Raw genomic sequence first — 21888 nt, 5'->3', positions numbered from 1 at the left:
CGACGGGGGGCCGGCGTCGCGGCGTCCGGACTCGGCCCGGACGCCGCTCCTTCACCCAGCCCCCCGTCGGCGGAACCTCTTAACCCGGTCCGTACGTCAACAACAGGTGAAGATCCGATCCGGTCCGACCGGATCGGATCGTTCGCTGCCTGGATTCGTCCGGGATTCTCCCCGCCTGTCCGTCCCCCGGGAAATGATCACCAAGCTTTGTGTGCCAGAGTTGCCCAACCCGCCCCGATCGCCCGTACCCTACGGGCCAGGCCGCACCGCCGGGAGACGGCGGGCAGTTGATGAGCAAGTGGAGCACGGTGGATTCCTGGTGAACCGGACGATCATGCTGCCGGCCTCGCTCGACGAGGCTGTCGAGGCGCTCGCCGCCACTCCCGGCGCGGTGCCGGTGGCCGGTGCCACCGACCTGATGGAGGCGGTCAACGCGGGCCGGCTCCGCCCGGCCGCGCTGATCGGCCTCGGCCGGATCACCGAACTGCGGGGCTGGCGCTACGAGGACGGCGGCACCGCCGTCCTGGGGGCCGGACTCACCCACGCCCGGATGGACCGCCCGGACTTCGCCGCGCTGATCCCCGCGCTGGCCGACGCCGCCCGGACCGCCGGACCGCCGCAGATCCGCAACGTCGGCACACTCGGCGGCAACATCGCCACCGCCGCACCCGCCGGGGACACCCTGCCGGTGCTGGCCGCCCTGGAGGCCACCGTCACGCTGGCCAGGGCCGGCAGCACCCGCGAGGTGCCGGTCAGTCACCTGCTCACCGGCCTGGACCCGGTCCGCCCCGGCGAGCTGCTGACCTGGGTGCGGGTCCCGCTGCTGCACGCCCCGCAGGTGTTCCTGAAGGCCACCGGCCGCAGCGGTCCGTCCCGGGCCACCGCCTCGGTCGCCCTGGTGCTGGACCCGGCCCGGCGGGCCGTCCGGTGCGCCGTCGGCGCCGTCGCCCCCGTGCCGCTGCGCCCGCTGGAGGCCGAGTCCTGGGTGGCCGGCTGCATCGACTGGGACGCCCGCGGCGACCAGGCCGCCAGCGCCATCGACCCGGCCGCGGCCGCCGCGTTCGGCGAGTACGTGGCCGCCGCCTGCGTGCCCGACGGCATGACCGAGAGCGGCCCCGGGGGGGCGCACGCGGCCGCGTCGAGGCTCCGGCGTACGGTAGCCGTGCTGGCCCGCCGGGCACTGGGAAGGGCGCTGAAGTGACGGACGACCTCATGGGCGCCGACGTGCGTCCGACCGCCTCGTACACCCTGCGGGTCAACGGCTTCGAACGGCCGGTCAGTGACGCGTGGATCGGCGAGAGCCTGCTCTACGTGCTGCGTGAGCGGCTCGGTCTGGCCGGCGCCAAGGACGGCTGCGAGCAGGGCGAGTGCGGGGCCTGCTCGGTGCAGGTGGACGGCCAGTTGGTGGCCGGCTGCCTGGTGCCCGCGGCGCTCGCCTCGGACAGCGAGATCGCCACCGTCGAGGGGCTGTCCGCCGGTGGCGCCGCCAGCGACGTGCAGCAGGCGCTCGCCGACTCCGGTGCCGTGCAGTGCGGTTACTGCACCCCCGGGATGGCGATGGCCGTCCACGACCTGCTCCAGCGCAACCACCGGCCCAGCGAGGTGGAGACCAGGCAGGCGCTCTGCGGCAACCTCTGCCGCTGCACCGGCTACCAGGGTGTGCTGGCCGCCGTGCAGACCGTCGCCGAGGCGCGCGGGGTGGTCGAGGAGCCCGTCGTCGAGCCGGTCGCCGCCGACCCGTCGGCCGAGGCCGCCGCGCCGGTCGCGCAGCCCGTCCCGGTGCTGCCCGCCCAGTCCGCCGCCGACCTGCCGCTGGCCGGGGAGCACCCGCTGTACGCCGACTCCGAGGTCTGGGTCGAGGCCGAGCCGCAGCCGGCCGCCCGCGAGTACGCCGCCACCACCCACCAGACCGGCGTCTACGAGCCGGACTACAGCACCCCGTACTACGACCCGGCGCCGTACGACCCGGGCTTCGAGGCCCCGTACGAGACCGGCCGGCACGAGGCCACCCCGGCCCACGGCACAGCCGCGGACGGCCCGGTGGGCACGCCCGCGCACGGCACCCCGTACTACCCGACCCCCGCGCACGGCACGTCCTTCGACGGGCCGGACTACGCCGCGCCACCGGTCTACGACGCTCCGGCCTACGACGGCACGGTGTACGACGGCAACACCCCGCCCCACGGCATCCGGCTCCCCGAGGACGATCGCGCATGAGCTCGCCCACCGACCTCACCGGCCCGCTCGCCCCGTCGGCCGACGAACTGCCGGACGGCGCCGAGCCGTTCGGCCTGGGCAGCTCCGCCCCGCGGACCGACGCGCTGCCCAAGGCGCTCGGCATCTACCCGTACGCCGCCGACCTGTGGGCCGAGGGGCTGCTCTGGGGCGCGGTGCTGCGCTCGCCGCACCCGTCCGCCCGGATCGTCTCGATCGACACCGCCGCCGCGCTGGCCCTGCCGGGCGTGCACGCCGTGATCACCGCCGCCGACCTGCCGCCGGTCCCGGAGGGCAACCCCGAGGCCGCCCCGGACGGCCGGGGGAGCGCGGACCGTCCGGTGCTGGCCTCCGGCGTGGTCCGGCACCACGGCGAGCCGGTCGCCGCGGTGGCCGCCGACCACCCGGACACCGCCCGGCTGGCCGCTGCCTCGATCGTGGTCGAGTACGAGCCGCTGGAGGCCGTCACCGATCCCGAACAGTCCTTCAACGCACCGCCGTTGCACCCCGACGGCAACCTGTTCCGGCACCTGCCGCTGCGCAGCGGCGACCCGGAGGCGGTCGGCGAGGTGATCGTCGAGGGCCTGTACCAGGTCGGCCGACAGGACCCGGCCCCGATCGGCGCCGAGGCCGGCCTGGCCGTCCCGCGCCCCGACGGCGGCGTCGAGCTGCACCTCTCCTCCACCGACCCGCACGGCGACCGGGACCGCACCGCGGCCGGTCTCGGCCTCGACCCGGACCGGGTCCGGCTGGTGGTCACCGGTGTGCCCGGCGCGACCGCCGACCGCGAGGACCGCTCGTTCCAGGTCACCCTGGCGCTGCTCGCGCTGCGCACCGGCCGCCCGGTGAAGATGACCCTTACCCGGGAGGAGTCCTTCCAGAGCCACACCTCCCGGCACCCCGCCCTGCTGCGCTACCGCCACCACGCCGACGCCGAGGGCAAGTTGGTGAAGGTGGAGGCGCAGATCCTGCTGGACGGCGGGGCCTACGCGGAGGTCTCCGCCGAGGCGCTGGCCGCCGCCGCGGCCTTCTCGGTCGGCCCCTACGTCTGCCCGAACGTCTTCGTGGACGCCTGGGCGGTGCGCACCAACAACCCGCCCGCCGGGCGGATGCGGGGCGAGGGCGCACTGCAGACCTGTTTCGCCTACGAGTCCCAACTCGACCAGCTGTCCGCACAGTTGGGCATCGACCCGCTGGAGATCCGGCGCCGCAACGCGCTCGCCACCGGCGACCCGATGCCGACCGGACAGGCCGTCACCTGCCCCGCCCCGGTGGCCGCGCTGCTCGACGCGGTGGCCACCGCACCGCTGCCGCCGCTCCCGCTGGACGACCCGGACAGCGAGTGGCTGCTGCCCGGCGGCCCGGGCGGCGCCGGCGACCCGGCCGCCGTCCGCCGGGGGATCGGCTACGCGGTCGGCATGGTGCACATGCTCGGGGCGGAGGGCGAGGACGAGGTGTCCACCGCCACCGTCCGGGTCAGCGGCGACCACGCCACCGTGATCTGTCCGGCGGTCGACTCGGGGCAGGGCTTCGCGACCCTGGCCCGGCAGATCGTGCAGTCCGTGCTCGGCGTCTCCGAGGTCTACATCGCCCCCGCCGACAGCGACCAGTCCTCGGCCGGTCCCTCCGCCCGGGGCCGGCACACCTGGGTCTCCGGCGGGGCGGTGGAGCGGGCCGCGCTGATGGTCCGGCACCAGCTGCTGCAGCCGATCGCGGCCAACTTCGGGATGTCCGTCGAGCTGCTCTCGATCGCCGACGGCAAGATCACCTCGTACGACGGCGTGCTCGGCATGCCGGTCACCGAGGCGCTGGAGGGCAAGGAGCTCTGGGCCACCGCCCAGTGCCGGCCGCACCCCACCGAGCCGCTCGACGAGGCCGGCCAGGGCGACGCCTTCGTCTCGATCGCGTTCTGCGCGATGCGGGCCGTGGTGGACGTCGACATCGAGCTCGGCGCCGTCCGGGTGGTCGAGATGACGGTCGCCCAGGACGTCGGCCGGGCCCTGAACCCCCGTCAGATCGAGGACCGGATCGAGGCCGCGGTCGCCCAGGGCGTGGGCATCGCCCTGCTCGAGGACCTCCGCACCGAGGGCGGCCGCCTGGTCAACCCCTCGCTCACCGGCTACCGCCTGCCCACCGCCCTGGACACCCCCGAGGTCCGGATCGCCGCCCTGATCGAGGACCGCGACGTGGTCGCCACCTTCGGCGCCAAGGCGGTCAGCGCCGTCCCCGCCGTGGTCGCCCCGGCCGCCGTGGCCGCCGCCGTCCGCGCCGCCACCGGCCTGCCGGTCGGCCGGCTGCCGATCCTGCCCGAGGACGCGACGGTCGGCTGAGGGGCCGTCGGACCACGCGGTTAGGGTGTTCCCCGGTACAGCTGATCTTCGGGCGGGGAACGGGCGGGGGTCCGGATGCAGGACGTGAACATCACCACCAGCGGGGTGCGCAGGGCGGGCGACAGCATGGGGGAGCTGAGCGGGCAGACCAAGAGCCGGCTCTCCGGCGCGCTGGACTCCAGCGAGACCGCGGGCGCACTGGACGCGGGCTGGTCCTCGGCCGCGACCCTGCGGGAGTGCGCGGGGGACTGGGAGCGGCACATGGTGGTGCTGGCCGACCGGCTGCAGCGGCTCTCCGAGCAGCTGCACAGCTCGGCCGACGAGTACGACGCGGCGGACGCCGAGGCCGACGCCCGGATGCGCACGGCGATGATCGACCTGGGGCGGGTGCGGCCGGCATGATCACCTTCGCCGATCTCAGGAACGCCCACCCGACGCAGTGGCAGACCGCCGCCGAGGACTGGCTCGCGCTCTCCCGGCACGCGCTGCAGGCCGCCGAGGACGTCCGCGGCCAGGGCAGCCGCCCGCTGGCAGAGAACTGGACCGACGCGGTCGGGCAGCAGGCCGCCGCCGACCTCAAGGACATCGCCGACCGGCTGGAGGCCGGCGCCGACATCATGCGCGGCGTCACGATGGTGCTGGACGGCCTGGCCTCCGCCATGGAGTACGCCCAACGGACGCTGCAGCACGCCCTGGAGCTCGCCGAGACCCACCACATCACGGTGGACGGGGACGGCAACACCTCCACCCAGGGCGACGGCGTCACCAGCGAGAAGCTCACCCACCTCAACGACGTCTCCGACCTCATCCGGGAGGCGCTCCGCCAGGCCCGCGAGGCCGACGCGCTCGCCGAGCCGGAGCTGCGCACCCTGATGGGCAAGACGTACGAGTCCGACCCGGGCAAGGCGCTGGACGACGCGCAGACCGCCGCCTCGCACACCCAGATGGAGATCCTCTCCCGCAGCATCCCCGACGGCACCGACCCGCAGGTGACCCGGGACTGGTGGGCCGGCCTGACACCGGAGCAGCAACGCGAACTGATGCGGGCCGAGCCGGTGCGGATCGCCGACCTGAACGGTATCCCGGAGGACGTCAAGCTCGACCTGCGCGGCCGGGACGGCAAGTACGACCGGGTCGCGCAGGTCCGCTGGGCGCTCGACCACTGGGACGACACGTCGATCGACAAGCTCGACAACAACTGCACCAACTTCGCCTCCGAGTCGCTGCGGCAGGGCGGCGTCAAGGAGAAGCCCGACAGCGGCTGGGGCCCCGGCTGGTCCGACGACAGCTGGGGACGCGACGACGACGCCGACTCCGGCTGGCTCGACGAGCGGACGGACTGGTCCAAGAGCTGGGGCGCCGCCGAGAACCTGCAGAACTTCATGCTGCAGAACGGCGGTCACGAAGTCCCGGTCTCGGAGGCGATGCCGGGGGACCTGATCTTCTACGAGCAGTCCGGCGACAACGAGCACATCGAGAAGGGCAACACCCACCACGCCGCCGTGGTCACCGCCGTCACCCCCGACGGCGACGTCAAGTACACCCAGCACACCACCTCCCGACAGAACGTCAGCCTGGACGGCCGCCTCCCGGCGACCGAGAAGGCCGAGGGCGAACAGCGGATCCGGGTCGTCCGGGTCTCCCCGGGGTGGTACTGATGGCGCCCCGCAACGCCGCCCTCGCGGGCCTCGCCGGTCTCGCCGGCCTCCCGGCGGTCGTGCTGGGAGGGCTCTCGGTGTGGTGGTTCAGCGCGGCGTACGACGAACGGCACCGCGCGGTGCTGGCGAGCTGCCTGGACCTGCCCGCCAACACCGGTATGCGGGTGGGGGCTTGGGGCGCACTCGGGTTCGGCCTGCTGGCCGTCCTGCTGCCCCTGGGCCTGCGCCTGCTGGGCCGGGCCCGGCTGGGGCTGCTGCCCGTCCTCGCGCTACTGGCCGGCCTGGCGCTGGTGGGCACGGGTGTGTTCCTGGTCACCGACACACTCGGCCAGGGCTCGGGGCGGCGGTTGTGCTCCGGCGCGGCGCCGCCGGTCTTCGACGTCCGTTCAGCACAGAACTCGGAATGAGGTCCCACGACATGCGTACCCGACGGTTCGTCGGCACCCTGGCGCCGGCGGTGCTCCCGCTCGCGCTCGTGTCCTGCTCTGCGATCAACTCGGTGACCGGCGGCTCGGGCAGCACGGTCAACCTGCCGGTGGAGTCCGAGACCCCGGACACCGGTACGGCCGCCGGGCCGGTGACGGTGCAGAAGCGGACGCAGACGGTGCAGATGTGCTCGGTGTTCACCGCCGAGGACGTCAAACGGGTCACCAACGACGAGATGGAGGGCCAGAAGGACCCGGGCAACTACTGCGTGGTCTCCACCAAGAAGTCCATGCTGGCGATCGCGGTCCAGGCCATCCGCTACGAGCAGGGCGTCCAGAGCCAGGAGGGCGGCGGCACCAAGCTCCGCATCGGCGGCAACCAGGCCTCGCAGAAGCTGACCAAGGCCAGCGGGAAGAACCTCGATTCGTGCGACATCGTGGTGCAGCTCAACAGCATCAACGAATTCGGCGACAACGCGCTGAACGTCGAGATCACCAACTACGACAAGGCGACCGAGCCCGACGTCTGCGGGGTCGCCCGGAAGGTCACTCAGATGATCTTCGACAAGATTCCGACGGCTTCCTGATCGCTCCAGCGGGGGAACGCGGCAACTCGGCTGTGGCGAAGGCGTGCAGAGGCGTGGGGTTCTGCCCATGTCAGGTAGTCGGGCGATACGATCGAGCGGTGCATGCCTCCGAGGCGTGCACCGCAGTCTCCAACTGACGGGGTAACGGGGTAGGGATGACGCTGACCAGGACCATGCGCGCGCTCGGCGCCACCACGCTGGCCGCCGGGTTGCTGCTGAGCTCGGCGCCGCTCGCCTCCGCCGATCAGGTGCGGGACGGGCAGTGGCCGATCCAGCAGTTCGATCTGGCGAAGGCCTGGGCGGTGACCAAGGGTGAGGGCGTCAAGGTGGCCGTCATCGACCAGGGTGTCGACGGAACACACCCCGACCTGGCCGGTCAGGTGCTGCCCGGGTACGACCCGGGCAACCAGGGGCGTGAGAAGGCACCCAAGGTCGGCCACGGAACCTCGATGGCCGGCGTCATCGCGGGGAAGGGACACGACGGCGACTCCGGCGTGATCGGGGTGGCGCCCGGGTCCAAGATCATTCCGATCTTCAAGTCAGACGCCAGTGGTACGGATGCCATCGCGGACGGCATCCGATGGGCGGCCGACCATGGCGCGAAGGTCATCAACATCTCGCAGGGCGCTCCGGGCGCGGCCAGCGACGAGGACACCGCAGCGGTGGCCTACGCGGTCTCGAAGGACGTCCTGGTCGTGGTGGCGGCAGGCAACGAGGCGAGCTCCAAGGTCTCCAGCCCCGCCAACGTGCCGGGTGTCCTGGCAGTCGGAGCAGTCGGCAAGGACGGCAAGGTCTGGTCGAACTCCAACTCCGGTCCTGAGCTGATGCTCACTGCTCCGGGCACGGAGATCGTCTCCACCGGTTCCTGCTCGGGCAGCAAGTACTGCATTGCCGACGGCACTTCCTCCGCGACGGCTTTCGTCTCGGGTGCGGCCGCGTTGGTCCGGGCGAAGTTCCCGGACCTGACGGCAGGCCAGGTCGCCAACCGACTGGTCAAGTCGGCGAAGGCGCCTGCGGCTCTCGGTGGTGCGAAGCTTCCGGACGAGCACTACGGCTACGGGATCGTGCGCCCCTACGAGGCGCTCACCCAGAACATCCCGGCGGGCTCCGCGCAGGGCCCGCTGGCGAAGACCGCAGCTTCCACGGGTGGCGGCACCTCACCCAGTGCCGCAGCAGTGACCCCGGGCGGTGCTGCTCCCGGTGCGGGGGCGGCGGATGTGGCGGAGTCGGACGGCTTCTCCTTCGTCGGCAAGGGCCTCGCCATCGCGGCCGCCGTCCTGCTGGTGTTGGCGGTGCTGTTCGTGGTGCTGATCGTGGTCCTGGTGAAGGCGTCCAGGCGTCGTAGGGCGGCCGCCGCAGCGCAGGCCGCGCCGGCGCCGTACGGATACCCGCAGGCCCAGCCGCCGTACCCGAACCAGCCCTACGGCCAGCAGCCTCCGCCGCCGGGCCAGCCGCCCTACGGCCAGCAGCCGCCGCACCAGAACCCGTACGGTCCTGGTGGCAATCAGTGACGCTGAGGGTGTGTCAACACCCCTCAGGTAAGCGATACGATCGAACGCCCTAGTCCGTCAGCAGCCGACGGGCCAGAGCGAGTTCAACACCCGCCGGAGCCAATGCCAGACGGGGAAGCAGCGACACTCCAGGGGGAGGAGCCGTATGTCGGACGGATATCAGGTCAACACCGACGAGTTGGAGGCGGTCGTCAAACGACTGCGGGCGCTCCAGCAGAACATCGGTCAGACCGCGGACGCGACCAAGTACAACACTGTGATCCACCGAAATGACTTCGGTGGAAGCTTCGTTGAGGCAGAGGCACTGTATGCGGCCCACGGCTCCATGCAGACCTTCCTGAGCGAGACCATCTCCAAGCTGAACGATCTGATCAACGACTTCGGCGACAAGACGAAGATGGTCACCGACAACTACCGGACCATCGAGGACGATCAGAAGTCCGTCATGAACAGCCAGCAGGGAGCGGTCTGACATGGCAGATAAGACGCACTTCGAAGGCGAAAGCCTGATCCCGCTGAAGAGGATGCTGGAAGGCTCCAACCCGGGGCGCCTGAAGGAGGTCGCCGACCACTGGAAGAACGTGGACGCCGAACTCCGTGCCGCAGCGGACGAGTTGCAGAAGGCGGTCGAGCACGCCACGCAGAACTGGCAGGGTGAGGCAGCCCAGGGTTTCACCACCCGCGCCAACGTGCTGCAGACGAGTCTCACCAACACGGCGGCGCACGCCGTGCAGACCTCCACTGCGATGACCTACGCGCATCAGGCTCTTGAGCAGAGCAAGTCCATCATGGGTGACATCGACGTCCCGAGCAGTGTCGAGAGCGGCATGAAGTGGCTCGGCGACCTCGGTGAGCGCTCCGACGCCCAGTTCAAGGCGGACCTGGCCGGCGGCATGGACCGGGCCTCGGCGGTCAACAAGAACTACGACGAGCTGTCGGCGACCGAGATCGCCCACCAGCGGGCGATCGTTGTGATGGAGCACCTGGGGCCGCAGTACACCGAGGCTGCGTCCTACCTCAAGGTGGGCACGGTCGACTACAACTACCCGGAGAAGCCCTACCCGCCGGGTCCGGTGAGCCCGCCGCCGCCGGTCGGGCCGCCGACGCCGCCGCCGCACATCAGGCCGCCGGTCCCGCCGCCCGGTCCGGACAAGCAGGACCCGAAGCTGCCGACGCCTCCCCCGGGCCCCGGGATCCCTCCGCGCAATGACCAGCCGTTCGTGCCGCACCAGCCGGTGGTTCCCACGCCGCCGGTCGGGACGGGTGACGGCAAGCCGCCGGGCTGGGTGCCCGGGACCGGGATCGACGGTGGGGTGACCCTGCCGACGCCCGGGACGACGTTGCCGCGGCCCGGGATCGACCTGCCGGGTACCGGGGGTATCGGGACCGGCGGCGGTGGCCATGGTGGTGGCGGCATCGGGGGCTTCCCCGGTGGTGGCATCGGCGGGCTGCCGGGTGGCGGCGGTGGCGGTATCGGTGGCGGCCGTGGTGGTGGCATCGGTGGTGCCGGTGGCGGTAAGACCGGTGGCGGGCTGGCCGGTGGCGGTGCGGGTGGCCGGGCCGGTGGCGCGGGCGCTGGTGCGGCCGGCGGTGCGCACGGTGGTGCTGCCGGTGCGGCCGGTGGCGCTGCGGGTCAGGGCCGGGGTGGTGCGCCCGGTATGGGTGGCATGCCCGGTGGCGGTGCGGCCGGCGGCAAGGCCGGGGCCGGCAAGCCGAGCCTGGTCCGGCGCGAGGGCGGTGCGGTCGGTGGTGCGAAGGCGGGCGGCGCGAGCGGCCGGGCCTTCACCCAGGGCGGTTCCGGTCTCGGCCAGGGTGGCCAGGCCCGGGGCGGTGCGCCGGGTGCGGGCGGTATGCCCGGGGGCCACGGCGCCGGTAAGAAGAAGGACAAGAACGGCAACCGCCCCGACTACCTGGTCGAGGACGAGGACACCTGGCGTTCCGGCGGCAAGGCCAACCCGCCGGTGATCGAGTAGCGGGTGGCCCGGTCCGGGTGACCGTGTGACGGAGTGACGGCCCGGCCATGGGGGAGACCCCGTGGCCGGGCCGTTCCCGTTCCCGGCGGAAGCCGGCGGAGACGGGAATTCCGGTGCAAAAAACAATGCGTCGAATTCCCCCCGCGCAGGGGAATTCGACGCACTGGGTAAAGAGGCCATGACGGGAATCGAACCCGTGTAAACCGCTTTGCAGGCGGTTCCCTAAGCCACTCGGGCACACGGCCGTGACTGCATGACGGCGGGCGGGAGCCCACGGCCAGCAAGGGGGAGAACGTCAGCGACAGGACCGACAACAGGGAGCGGCACAGGTGCGGGGCATCGTGATCGCCACCGTCTTCCTGCTCATGGCCTGCTCCTGTCGTCGTGACCCGGATCGACCGGGCGCGCTGTTCGTGAATTCATAGTGCCCGAATGTGCGGGCCCGCGTCAATATCCGAATATGAATTCCGTGTGTCGGGCGTGCTAGCCTCGACGGCAGGCGAGTGATCGCCCCGGACGAGGCGCGTCGTACCCGGTCTGACAAGACGGCGCAGTGGTGAAGTGACACCTACTGCGAGGGAGTGCTCGTCATGGCCTGGTTCGTTCTGATCATCGCCGGTGTGCTGGAGACGGTGTGGGCGGTCGCCCTGGAGGCGTCGAAGGGGTTCTCGCGGCTGGTGCCGAGCGTGGTGTTCGGGGTCGCGCTGGTGCTCAGCATGGGCGGGCTGGCGTACGCGATGAAGTCGATCCCGCTCGGCACGGGGTACGCGATCTGGGTCGGGATCGGTGCGATCGGCACGGCGCTGTACGGCATGGCGGTGATGGGGGACGCGGTGACGGCGGCCCGGATCACCTGCCTGGTGCTGATCCTCGGCGGCGTGGTCGGGCTGAAGGTGCTGCACTGACGCACGGTGGCCGGTCCTAGGACCAGGGGCCGAGCGGGCCGGGACCGCAGGTCAGGAGTAAAAGGCGGCCACGGGACTTACGATGGCGGTCATGACCACCACCTCCACCACCTCGGTCGACACCGCCCGCCCGCTCCCGGCGGCGGAGACCGGGGGCGTGCTCAGCGGTCCGTACCGCGCGCTCACCCTCGGCATAGTCTCGGTCGTCCTGCTGCTCGCGTTCGAGGCGACCGCGGTGAACACCGCGATGCCGGAGGCGGCCAGGCAGTTGGACGGCGTCGGGCTGTACGCCTTCGCGTACTCGGGGTACTTCACCACCACGCTGTTCGCGCTGGTGGTCTCCGGGCAGTGGTCGGACCGGCGCGGGCCGATGGGGCCGCTGTTCACCGGGATCGCGGTGTTCGGGGTGGGCCTGGTGGTGGCCGGGGCGGCGACGAACATGTGGATGTTCCTGGCGGGCCGGGCGGTGCAGGGCCTCGGTGGCGGACTGGTGATCGTGGCGCTGTACGTGGTGGTCGGCCGGGCCTTCCCGGAGCGGCTGCGGCCGGCCGTGTTCGCGGCCTTCTCGGCCGCCTGGGTGCTGCCCTCGATCCTCGGCCCGCTGATCTCCGGCGCGGTGACCGAGCACTTCGGCTGGCGCTGGGTGTTCCTGGCGGTGCCGGTGCTGATCCTGCTGCCGCTGGCGGTGATGGGCCCGGCCCTGCGGCGCGCCGAGCGGGCCCAACCGCCGGCGCAGGGCGCGGAGTTCGACCTCCGGCGGACCGGGCTGGCGGCGATGGCCGCGGTCGGTGCGGCCCTGCTGCAGTACGCGGGGCAGCGGCGCGACCTGCTCGGACTGCTCCCGGCGGTGGCTGGGGCGGCGCTGCTGGTGCCGGCCGTGCTGCGGCTGTTGCCGCCCGGTGCGCTGCGGGCGGCCAGGGGGCTGCCGACGGTGATCGTGCTGCGCGGGGTGGCGGCGGGGGCGTTCTTCACCGCCGAACTGTTCATCCCGCTGATGATGGTGACGCAGCGGCACCTGTCGCTGACCATGGCGGGGCTGACGCTGACCAGCGGCGGACTGTCCTGGGCGCTGGGCTCCTGGCTGCAGGGACGGCCGGCGGCGGACCGGCACCGGGAGGCGCTGATCCGGCTGGGCTTCGTGCTGACGGCGGTGTCGATCGCGGGGGCGTCGCTGGTGCTGATCCCGGCGGTGCCGGTCTGGGTGACGGCGGCGGCCTGGGCGGTCGGCGGGATCGGGATGGGGCTGGCGGTGGCCAGCGTGAGCGTGCTGATGATGCAGCTCTCGACGCCGGAGGAGGCGGGGGTCAACTCGGCCGCGCTCCAGCTCAGCGACGCGCTCGGGAACGTCGCGATGGCCGGTCTGGCCGGCGCGCTGTTCGCCGCGCTCGGCGGCGGCTCGATGGCCGTGACGGAGGTGGCGGCCCACGGGGCGGGGGCGCCGGTCGCCCCGTTCGCGCTGATCTTCGCGGTGATGGCCGCGGTGGCCCTGCTGGGCGCCGCCCTCACCGGCCGGGTACGGACCTGACGGTCCGTACGGAGGCGGCCCGGCCGGTGCACCACCGGCCGGGCCGCCACGGTCCGGTCAGCCCGCCGCCGCCGGGCTCGCGGCCGCCGGCGCCGCCGGGGTGCCGAGGAAGGTCTCCCAGCCCCCGGTCGGCGCCTGCCCCGGGTTGAGCGTCTGCAGCTTGCGGAGCACGGCCGGGTCCTGCGCCTCCAGCCACTCGACCAGCTGACGGAACGACACCAGCCGGACCTCGGGCTTGCCCGCGATGGTCTTGATGGTCTGCTCGACGGCGTCCATGTAGATGCCGCCGTTCCACTGCTCGAAGTGGTTGCCGATGTAGAGCGGCGCCCGGTTGGAGTTGTACGCCCGCTCGAAGCCGGCCAGGTACGAGCCGGCCGCCTGGGTGCGCCAGGCGTCGTACGAACCCGCGCTGCCCTTGGTGTTGTTGCCGGACTGGTTGTACATGATGTTGTAGTCCATCGAGAGCACCTGGAAGCTGTGCCCGGGGAACGGGACGGACTGCAGCGGCATGTCCCAGAGCGCCCCGCCCTGGAACTTCTGCGGCCAGACCTGGGTGCCGCCGGGGCCGCTGCTGTCGTACTTCCAGTTCCGCTTGGCGGCGGTCGGCAGCAGGCCGCGCTGGCCCTCCAGGCACGGGGTGCGGCCGCCGATCAGCTCCTTGCGGTAGTCGAAGGGCAGCGCGGGCAGGTCGGTGAAGCCGGTGTTGGTCTTCCAGTTCATCACGAAGGACATCGCCTGCTCGATCTCGCTGTCCCACTCCTCGGGCGACCACCGGCCGCCGCCGTTGGCGCCGCAGAAGTGGCCGTTGAAGTGGGTGCCGATCTCGTGCCCCTCCAGCCAGGAGGCGCCGATCTGCTCGATGGTGTCGTGGATGTGCTGGTCCGTCAGGTACCCGATGTCGCTGGCGCCGACCCGGTGCTGCGGCGGGTGGTAGAGGTCCTTCTTGGCCTCCGGCAGGGTGTAGATGCCGGAGAGGAAGAAGGTCATCGAGGCGTTGTTGTCCTTGGCCAGCTGCCGGAACCGGGTGAACAGGCGGTTGTCCAGCTCGCCGGCGCCGTCCCAGGAGAAGACCACGAACTGCGGCGGCCGCTCGCCGGCCTTGAGCTTCTCGGGGACGGGCTGGTGGGGCTGCGGGCCGGTGTCCGAGGTGGAGCCGTCGCCGATCAGGGTGGCCGGGGGCTTGGCCGGGACGCTGGGGTGGGCTCCCGGGCTGCTTCCGGCGGCGGCCGGGGCGGCCTGCTCGCCGTCACTGCCGGTCGAGCTGCCGCAGCCGGCCGCGAGGGTGGCGGCGGTGGCGGCTCCGGCGGCCAGCAGTGTGCGGCGGGAGAGTGCGTCCATGGTCACGTCCGTTCCTGGAGGGCCGTGCGTGTGACTGAGCCGAGGCTGTCGGGAGTCGGCCGGTGATTAGTCCGATAAGTGCACGGATGCGGCTAATGGGCCACAGCCTGCCACGGTGCGCGCCGTCCGACGGGTAAGGCGGGGCGGTGGCGCGGGTGATCCTGACAGCGTGACGGCGAGGCTCGCCCGTTCGGAGTACCCGGCTGGCGACCGGCCCTGACCAGGCGTCGGATGGGAGCCCCGGACTCACGGAGGCTTGGCCGTCCATGTGGCAGTCGGTGCTCGACGCCTATCACGAGCGGATCGTCGACACCGGTCGGCAGCCGCTCTTCCTGCTGCTGCTCGGACTGATCGGCTCCTTCCTGTTCATCCGGTTCAGCGTCCGGATGATCCGGCGCGGCACCTCCTGGTGGCCCGGCAACGTCACGCCGGGCGGGCTGCACATCCACCACGTGGTGTTCGGCCAGGGGCTGATGGTGATCTGCGGGGTCGGCGCGTTCGCCGTCCGGGGCGACGGCGGGGCGCTGCGCGAGGTGCTGGCGACCGGGTTCGGGATCGGCTGCGGGCTGGTGCTGGACGAGTTCGCGCTGGTGCTGCACCTGGAGGACGTCTACTGGAGCGAGCAGGGCCGGACCTCGGTGGACGCGGTGATCCTCACCGTGGCGCTGATCGGCCTGCTGCTGATCGGCGAGGTGCCGCTGGGCGGCTTCGTCGGCGGGGTGACCGGCAGTCAGCTGCTGGGCGCCGGGCTGCTGCTGATCCCGGTGCTGGTCACCCTGGCCAAGGGCAAGATCTGGACCGGCCTGCTGGGCGTGATGCTGCCGCCGCTGGCGCTGGTCGGGATGCTCCGGCTGGCCCGGCCGCGCAGCCCCTGGGCCCGCTGGCGCTACCACGCCCGCCCCCGGCGGCTGGCCCGGGCCGAGCGCCGGGAGGAACGGATCCACCGGCGGCTGGTGGCGGCCAAGACCTCGGTGTACGACGTGCTGGCCGGCGCCCCCGACCCGAGCCCGCAGCCGGTGCCGGCCGCCCCGCCGTCGGCCGCACCGGCCCCGGCGGTGTCGGCGCGGCCGGTCGAGCCGCCGCCGGTGGCGGTGCCGCGCTGGCGCGGCCGGTGCGCCACGGGCGCCGAGTGGTACCTGCGGGTCGCGGCCGCGCTCAACCTGCTGGCCGGGCTGATCGCGCCGTTCCGGGACCGGGTGCACCGGGTGAACAGCGGTGAGTTCTTCACCCCGGTGTTGATGACCGCCGGTTTCACGGCGGCGCTGTTCGCCGCGCTGCTCGCGGTGATGCTGCGCCGCCGCAAGCGGGCCGCCTGGGTGGTGGCCACCGTCGTGGTGGCGCTGTACGCGGGGCTGTTCACGCTGGCCCTGGTGGCGCTGCCGGAGGACCGCGCGCACCCCTTCAACTGGGTCTCGGCCGGCCTGACCCTGGCCGTGCTGCTCGCCCTGCTGCTCGGTCGCCCGGCCTTCCGGGCCAAGGGCGAGCCGGGCAACCTGCCGCTCGCGCTGGCCTTCCTGGTCGGTGGCGGCGCGCTGCTCACCGGCGTGGGCGCGGTGCTGCTCCGGGTGGCCGACCAGGGCAGCTCGCCGAGCTGGGGCGAGAGCGCGACGTACGTGGCGCTCCGGCTGGTCACCCTCTCCGGGATCGGCGAGTACGCCGACCTGGCGGTGCCCGGCTGGTTCGACGTGCTGCTGAACGTGCTGGGCGCGGGGCTGCTGCTGGTCGCCGTCCGGTTGCTGTTCCGCTCGCCGCGCGGGCTGGTCCGGCTGGAGCCGGAGGACGAGGAGCGGCTGCGCGCCCTGCTGGCCCGGCACGGCGAGCGGGACTCGCTCGGCTATCTGGCGCTCCGTCGGGACCGGGCGGTCTGCTGGTCGCCCTCGGGCAAGGCGGCGGTGCTGCACCGGGTGGTCAACGGCGTCACCTTCGCCACCGGTGACCCGATCGGCGATCCGGAGGCCTGGCCGCAGGCGATCGAGGTCTGGCGGCAGCAGGCCAGGCAGTACGCCTGGATCCCGGCGGTGCTGGGGGCGGGGGAGCTGGCCGGGCTGGCGTACCGGCGGTCCGGTCTGCGGGCGCTGGAGTTCGGCGACGAGGCGGTGGTGGAGGTGGCGGGCTTCGTGCCGCCCGAGGAGCTGCGGCGGACCCGGGAGCGGGTCACCGCGGCCGGGTACCGGGTGCTGCTGCGCCGGCACCGGGATGTCCCGGCGGCCGAATCGGCCGAGCTGGTCCGGCTGGCCGACGCCTGGCGGCACGGCCGGGGCGAGCGCGGGCTGACGATGACCCTGGGACGGCTCGGCGACCCGGCGGACGGTGACTGCCTGCTGGCCGAGTGCCGGGACGAGAACGACCGGGTCTGCGCACTGGTCAACCTGGTCCCCTGGGGCACCGACGGGCTGACCCTCGACCTGCTCCGCCGGGACCGCGAGTCGGACGACGGCCTGATCGACTTCCTGCTCACCGAACTGCTGCTGCGGGCCCGGGAGTTCGGGGTGGTCCGGGTCTCGCTGAACTTCGCGATGTTCCGGCAGGTCTTCGAGCGCGGCGCCCGGATCGGGGCCGGCCCGGTGCTCCGGCTGGCCCGGGCCGTGCTGGGTTCACTGGCCCGCTGGTGGCGGCTGGAGGAGCGGTACCGGGCGAACACCAGGTACGGCCCGCACTGGGTGCCGCGCTTCCTGCTGTACGAGAAGTCCGCCGAGCTGCCCGCGATCGTGCTGGCCGGGGTGAGCACCCAGGGGCTGCTGTCCAGGCGCCGGCTGCCGGGTGGTGCGGTCACTCGTTCGGGGCAGGCCGGGGCGACGGTCGGAACTGAGCCGTCGTCAGGGCGCTGACCTGCGGTCATGTCCCCGAAGGCGCCCGGTGGTCGGGTCCGCCCGCCGCGCGGGGCGGTGGCGGCGGCGGTTGACTGACAAGGATCACGGACGGACGGACGAGGGGAGTCGGGAGTGACCGGGCAGGTCTCCAGGAGCCCGTGGCCGGGCTCGCTCGCGGCGGGGGGAGCCCTGCTGGTCGGGGCCTGGCTGCTGGCCGGCGGCGGGCACACCGGCCCGCTCGGCCCGGACGGCAGCCAGGCGATGGACAACGCCACCTCGGCCGCCCTGCTGGTGCCGCCGAGGCCGTACGCGGTGCCGACCCGGATCAGGATCCCGGCGCTCCGGCTGGACGCCCCGGTGGCCGCGCTCGGCCTGGACGGTGGCGGTCGGCTGGAGACCCCGGCCGAGCAGGACCGCAACCTCGCGGGCTGGTACCGGGACGGGGTCGCCCCGGGCCAGCGCGGCACCGCGATCATGGCCGGACACGTCGACGTCGCGGCCGGACCCGCCGTCTTCTACGGCCTGGGCACCCTGCGCAAGGGCGACCAGGTGGAGGTGGACGGCGCCGACCGGGGCACCGGGTACTTCACCGTGGACGGGGTGGAGAGCTTCGCGAAGAACGACTTCCCCGACACCCGGGTGTACGGCCAGGGCGCCGACTCCCAGCTGCGGCTGATCACCTGCGGCGGCGGCTTCTCGGCGGCACACGGCTGGGACGCCAACGTGGTGGTCTTCGCCCACCTGGTACGGAGCACCGTCTGATGAGCCGTCACACCGAACTGGCCGGTTGGAACCCGCTGGACTGGTCGCTGACCACCGGGGTGATCCCCTACCTGGTGCTGGCGGTCGGCTGGGCGGCGCTGCTCGGCCTGGCGTACTCCAGGAGCAGGCACTGGTGGAGCCGGCGGCTGCCGTGCGCCGTGGTGCTGGCGGCCGCGCTCACCGTGCTGCTGCGGTTCGTGGTGGACGACTGGTGGGTGCCGTTCCCCGAGGGGCTGCCCAGGGCGTCCCTGATCTGGATCGGGGTGGCGGTGCTCGGGCTCTGCCTGGCCGCGTTCCGGCTGCCGCCGCTGCGCTGGCGCGGACGGGCGGTCGCGGTGCTGGCCGCCGCGCTGGTGGTACTGATGGCCTCCTCGCAGATCAACCGGCAGTTCGACGAGTACCCCACCCTGCGGGTGCTGCTGGCGCCGTGGATCGGCAAGACCGACGCGCTGACCACCGGTCAGGTCCCGGCGGTGCACGTGCCGGAGGGGAAGACGCTCTCCGAGGTCTGGCAGGCCCCCGCCGGGCTGCCCGCCAAGGGCACCGTGTCCACCACCCCGATCCCGGGCGTCCGTTCCGGCTTCAACACCTCGGACGCCTACGTCTACCTGCCGCCCGCCTACCAGGCGAACCCCCGGCCGCTGCTGCCGGTGCTGGTGATGCTGACCGGCCAGCCGGGCACCTCGGCGGACTGGGTCGGCACCGGGCAGCTGCCGGAGCAGATGGACGCCTTCGCCGCCGCGCACGGGGGCCTGGCGCCGATCGTGCTGATGATCGCCCAGAACGGCAGCTCGGAGTGGGGCAACTCGCTCTGCATGAACTCGAGGATCGCCCAGGCCCAGACCTATCTCGCCCAGGACGTGCCGGACTGGGCGCACACCCACCTGCAGACCGCCACCGGCCGGAAGTCCACCCTGATCGGCGGGCTCTCCCAGGGCGGCACCTGCTCGCTCCAGCTGGCCGTGAACGCCCCGGAGGTGTACGGCACCTTCCTGGACATCTCCGGCCAGGAGGAGCCCACCCTGGGCAGCCGGTCGGACACCGTGCAGAAGGCGTTCGGCGGTGACGAGGCCGCCTTCGACGCGGTCGACCCGCTCCAGGTGATGGCCCGGAAGAGGTTTCCCGACACCGCCGCCGCCTTCGTGGTCGGTGACGGCGACGGCGAGTACGGGCCGCAGCAGCAGAAGGTCTACCGGGCCGCGCTGGCGGCCGGGATGCAGGCCCACTTCCAGACCGTCCCCGGCGGCCACGACTGGAACACCTTCCGGGCCGGACTGGGCGTCAACCTCCCATGGCTGGCGCAGCAGACGGGAATGATCCGATGAGCGAGACCCTCCCGGTGGCCGAGGCCGCCCCGACCGCACCCCGGCCCGAGCGCGGCTGGCACCGCTGGCTGCGGCTGCTCGGCCTGCTGGCCGGCCGGCTGCGCACCGCGCCGCTCACCCTGACCCTGTTCGTCGCGCTCTGGGTGGTCGGGGCGGCCACCGGCAGTCTCGGCGACGGCCCCCGGCAGTCGCTGCTGGAACAGGTCGGGGTCGGCATCCCGACCCTGACGGGCGGTCACTGGTGGACCCTGGCCGCCTCGCTGCTCTGGTGCCCCGGCATCGGCGCGTACGTGTCCACCAGCCTGCTGCTGCTGGTGCTCGGCCCGGTGGCCGAGCAGCGGCTCGGTACCCCGCTGACCGCCGGGGTGCTGATCGTCTGTCAGGCGCTCGGAGCGCTGCTCGGCACCGGCCTGGTCCGGCTCGGGGTGGCGGCCGACCTGGACTGGCTGAACTCGATCCAGGACCAGATCGCCACCGGCCCCGGCGTCGGCCTGCTCGGCCTGGCGGCGGTGCTCAGCTACCGGCTGACCGCGCTCTGGCGGCGCCGGGTGCGGCTGCTGGCCGTGCTGGTGCCGCTGGTGGCGATGCTCTACATCGGCCACCTGGAGAGCGTCCAGCGGTTCTCGGGCGTGCTGGTCGGCCTGTTGTTGGGAGCGCTGCTGCACCACCGCAGGCCGGCCCTGCCGCGCGGGATCTCGCACACCGAGGCCCGGGTGCTGGTCGCGCTCTGCCTGCTGGCCACCGCGCTCGGCCCGCTGATCGCCTCGGTGTACCGGGACGCGATCGGGCCGTTCAACACCATGAGCGAGCTGTACTTCTCGCACGTGCCGTCGGCCGAGGAGGTCGCCACGGCTTGCGAGGAGTCGGCCGGGGCCTGTGCCCGGGCGCACTCTACCCAGCGGTTCTTCGACTCGCCGGGGCGGCTGATGGCGGCCCTGGTGCCCGCCCTGCTGGTGGTGCTGGCGGAGGGGCTGCGCCGGGGGCTGCGGGTGGCCTGGTGGATCACCGTCTGCACCGAGCTGCTCTGGACCGGTGTGCTGGCCTGGCTGCTGGTGGACAACTACGACGACTTCGCCGACAGCGGCGGTGCGGGCTACCTGTTCCAGCTGATGGGCGAGGCGATGCTGCTGCCGCTGGCGGTGCTGGTGCTGCTGCTGATCACCCGTCAGCGCTTCGACCAGCGGCTGCCGGGGCGGGACCTGCGCCGGCTGGGCCTGGTGATCGGCTCCGCGCTGCTGCTCAGCTGCGGGGCGTACGTCGGGATCGGCTGGCTGGTCCGGGACCAGTACGAGCCGGACGCCACCCTGGGCGGGCTGTTCGCCGGGCTGCCCTCGGAGCTGCTGCCGCCCGCCTACAACGACCTGGTGCCGGACTACCCGATCGCGGCCGGCGGCACCGCGCAGGCCCTGGAGATCTGGTGCGGGGTGCTGTTCTGGGTGGTCGCGCTGGTCGCGCTGTTCCTCGCGTTCCGCCGCCCGGTGGTGCACGTGGACGCCGAGGCCGCGGCCCGGGCCCGGGAGCTGCTGACCCGGTACGGCGGCTCGACGCTCTCCTTCATCTCCACCTGGGACGGCAACCACTACTGGTTCGACGAGCGCGGCGAGGCGGCCGTCCCGTACCGGGTGATCGCCACGGTGGCGCTGACCACCGGCGACCCGTTCGGCGAACCGGCCGCCCGGCTGCGGGCAGTGGCCGGGTTCGCCCGGTACTGCGACGAGCGCGGCTGGACGCCCTGCTTCTACTCGGTCACCACCGAGACCCGGCAGGCCGCCGATCAGCTCGGCTGGCGCTCGCTGCAGGTCGCCGAGGACACCGTGGTGCCGCTGCCCGACCTGGCCTTCACCGGCAAGAAGTGGCAGGACATCAGGACCTCGCTGAACAAGGCGGGCAAGCAGGGCATCATGGCCGAGTGGTGGACCTGGCAGGACGCGCCGATCGCGATCCGGGACCAGATCCGCTCGATCTCCGAGGAGTGGGTCTCGGACAAGGGCCTGCCGGAGATGGGCTTCACCCTCGGGGGCCTGGAGGAGTTGGCCGACCCGGCGGTCCGGGTGCTGGTCGCGGTGGACGCCGACCGCACGGTGCACGGGCTGACCAGCTGGATGCCGGTCTACCGGGACGGCGCCCCGGTGGGCTGGACGCTGGACTTCATGCGGCGCCGCTCGGAGGGCTTCCGAGGCGTGATGGAGTTCCTGATCGCCTCCGCCGCGCTCGGCTTCAAGGAGGAGGGCGCCGAGTTCCTCAGCCTCTCCGGCGCCCCGCTGGCCCGGGCCGAGCGCGGCGCCGAGCTGAGCACGCTGGACCGCACCATGGACTGGCTGGGCCGGAGCATGGAGCCGGTCTACGGCTTCCGCTCGCTGCTCGCCTTCAAGGCCAAGTTCCAGCCCGAGTACCGGCCGATGTACATGTGCTACCCCGACCCGGCCGCGCTGGGCAGCATCAGCCGGGCGATCGGCAAGGCGTACCTGCCGCACCTGACGCCCGCCCAGGGCGTACGGCTGATGCGCAAGCTGTCCGGCTGACGG

The 21888-nt window shown here is 72.9% G+C and carries 17 protein-coding genes, 1 tRNA gene and 1 riboswitch; of the genes, 16 read left to right on the top strand and 2 right to left on the bottom strand.

Annotated elements, in window-relative coordinates; translation table 11 throughout:
• Window positions 1-334: 334 nt before the first annotated feature.
• The 10 genes from OHV05_RS11955 (at window position 335) to OHV05_RS11910 (ending at window position 10698) form a co-directional block, all read left to right on the top strand.
• Window positions 335-1201, top strand: a complete 867-nt coding sequence (locus tag OHV05_RS11955) for an FAD binding domain-containing protein (RefSeq protein WP_405021442.1) — start codon at window positions 335-337, stop codon at window positions 1199-1201.
• Window positions 1198-2217, top strand: coding sequence for a (2Fe-2S)-binding protein (locus tag OHV05_RS11950; RefSeq protein ID WP_405017654.1), 1020 nt, complete (start codon window positions 1198-1200; stop codon window positions 2215-2217). The genes OHV05_RS11955 and OHV05_RS11950 overlap by 4 nt, the downstream gene beginning before the upstream one ends.
• Entirely contained in the window at window positions 2214-4544 is a 2331-nt protein-coding gene (locus tag OHV05_RS11945) for a xanthine dehydrogenase family protein molybdopterin-binding subunit (protein WP_405017653.1), read from the top strand. Before OHV05_RS11950 ends, OHV05_RS11945 begins: the two co-directional genes overlap by 4 nt.
• Before the next feature lie 84 nt (window positions 4545-4628).
• Window positions 4629-4946, top strand: coding sequence for a hypothetical protein (locus OHV05_RS11940; RefSeq protein ID WP_405017652.1), 318 nt, complete (start codon window positions 4629-4631; stop codon window positions 4944-4946).
• Complete coding sequence (locus OHV05_RS11935) at window positions 4943-6202, top strand: amidase domain-containing protein (RefSeq protein ID WP_405017651.1); 1260 nt, start codon at window positions 4943-4945, stop codon at window positions 6200-6202. Before OHV05_RS11940 ends, OHV05_RS11935 begins: the two co-directional genes overlap by 4 nt.
• Window positions 6202-6609 (top strand): hypothetical protein, encoded by a 408-nt coding sequence (locus OHV05_RS11930; RefSeq protein ID WP_405017650.1) that lies wholly within the window; start codon window positions 6202-6204, stop codon window positions 6607-6609. The genes OHV05_RS11935 and OHV05_RS11930 overlap by 1 nt, the downstream gene beginning before the upstream one ends.
• An 11-nt stretch (window positions 6610-6620) precedes the next feature.
• Window positions 6621-7214 carry a hypothetical protein gene (locus OHV05_RS11925; RefSeq protein ID WP_405017649.1) on the top strand — a complete coding sequence of 198 codons (594 nt, stop codon included), beginning with the start codon at window positions 6621-6623 and terminating at the stop codon, window positions 7212-7214.
• Window positions 7215-7369: 155 nt separating this feature from the next.
• A complete protein-coding gene (mycP, locus tag OHV05_RS11920; protein WP_405017648.1) occupies window positions 7370-8725 on the top strand; it encodes a type VII secretion-associated serine protease mycosin in 1356 nt (451 codons plus the stop codon).
• Between the two features lie 145 nt (window positions 8726-8870).
• A complete protein-coding gene (locus OHV05_RS11915) occupies window positions 8871-9197 on the top strand; it encodes a hypothetical protein (protein ID WP_405017647.1) in 327 nt (108 codons plus the stop codon).
• A 1-nt stretch (window position 9198) separates the two neighbouring features.
• Window positions 9199-10698 (top strand): WXG100 family type VII secretion target, encoded by a 1500-nt coding sequence (locus OHV05_RS11910; RefSeq protein ID WP_405017646.1) that lies wholly within the window; start codon window positions 9199-9201, stop codon window positions 10696-10698.
• Window positions 10699-10871: 173 nt separating this feature from the next.
• On the opposite strand, the gene OHV05_RS11905 is transcribed toward OHV05_RS11910, so the two are convergent.
• Window positions 10872-10943: transfer RNA gene (locus OHV05_RS11905), tRNA-Cys, on the bottom strand.
• A gap of 249 nt (window positions 10944-11192) precedes the next feature.
• Window positions 11193-11253, top strand: a riboswitch (guanidine-III (ykkC-III) riboswitch).
• A 35-nt stretch (window positions 11254-11288) separates the two neighbouring features.
• Between OHV05_RS11905 and OHV05_RS11900 the strand changes: the two genes are divergently transcribed.
• Together OHV05_RS11900 and OHV05_RS11895 are read left to right on the top strand one after the other, a co-directional pair.
• Complete coding sequence (locus OHV05_RS11900) at window positions 11289-11603, top strand: DMT family transporter (RefSeq protein WP_403043360.1); 315 nt, start codon at window positions 11289-11291, stop codon at window positions 11601-11603.
• Window positions 11604-11694: 91 nt separating this feature from the next.
• Window positions 11695-13128: an MFS transporter gene (locus tag OHV05_RS11895; RefSeq protein ID WP_405017645.1), complete on the top strand. Its 1434-nt coding sequence runs from the start codon at window positions 11695-11697 to the stop codon at window positions 13126-13128.
• Window positions 13129-13185: 57 nt separating this feature from the next.
• On the opposite strand, the gene OHV05_RS11890 is transcribed toward OHV05_RS11895, so the two are convergent.
• Window positions 13186-14466: a hypothetical protein gene (locus OHV05_RS11890; protein WP_405021441.1), complete on the bottom strand. Its 1281-nt coding sequence runs from the start codon at window positions 14464-14466 to the stop codon at window positions 13186-13188.
• A 266-nt stretch (window positions 14467-14732) separates the two neighbouring features.
• On the opposite strand from OHV05_RS11890, the gene OHV05_RS11885 reads away from it, so the two are divergent.
• The 4 genes from OHV05_RS11885 to OHV05_RS11870 all read left to right on the top strand — a co-directional run bounded on the left by OHV05_RS11885 (window position 14733) and on the right by OHV05_RS11870 (window position 21885).
• The gene (locus OHV05_RS11885; RefSeq protein WP_405017644.1) at window positions 14733-17294 is read left to right on the top strand and encodes a phosphatidylglycerol lysyltransferase domain-containing protein; all 2562 of its coding nucleotides are present in this window, start codon (window positions 14733-14735) and stop codon (window positions 17292-17294) included.
• Window positions 17295-17408: 114 nt separating this feature from the next.
• Window positions 17409-18038, top strand: coding sequence for a class F sortase (locus OHV05_RS11880; protein WP_405017643.1), 630 nt, complete (start codon window positions 17409-17411; stop codon window positions 18036-18038).
• On the top strand, window positions 18038-19363 hold the full coding sequence (locus OHV05_RS11875; RefSeq protein WP_405017642.1) for an alpha/beta hydrolase: 1326 nt from the start codon (window positions 18038-18040) through the stop codon (window positions 19361-19363). Before OHV05_RS11880 ends, OHV05_RS11875 begins: the two co-directional genes overlap by 1 nt.
• Window positions 19360-21885, top strand: a complete 2526-nt coding sequence (locus OHV05_RS11870) for a bifunctional lysylphosphatidylglycerol flippase/synthetase MprF (protein ID WP_405017641.1) — start codon at window positions 19360-19362, stop codon at window positions 21883-21885. Before OHV05_RS11875 ends, OHV05_RS11870 begins: the two co-directional genes overlap by 4 nt.
• Window positions 21886-21888: the final 3 nt, after the last annotated feature.

This window comes from Kitasatospora sp. NBC_00070 (genome assembly GCF_045041205.1).
In the GTDB taxonomy this organism is placed as follows: Bacteria; Actinomycetota; Actinomycetes; order Streptomycetales; family Streptomycetaceae; genus Kitasatospora.
This window is presented reverse-complemented; position numbering and strand designations above follow the sequence as displayed.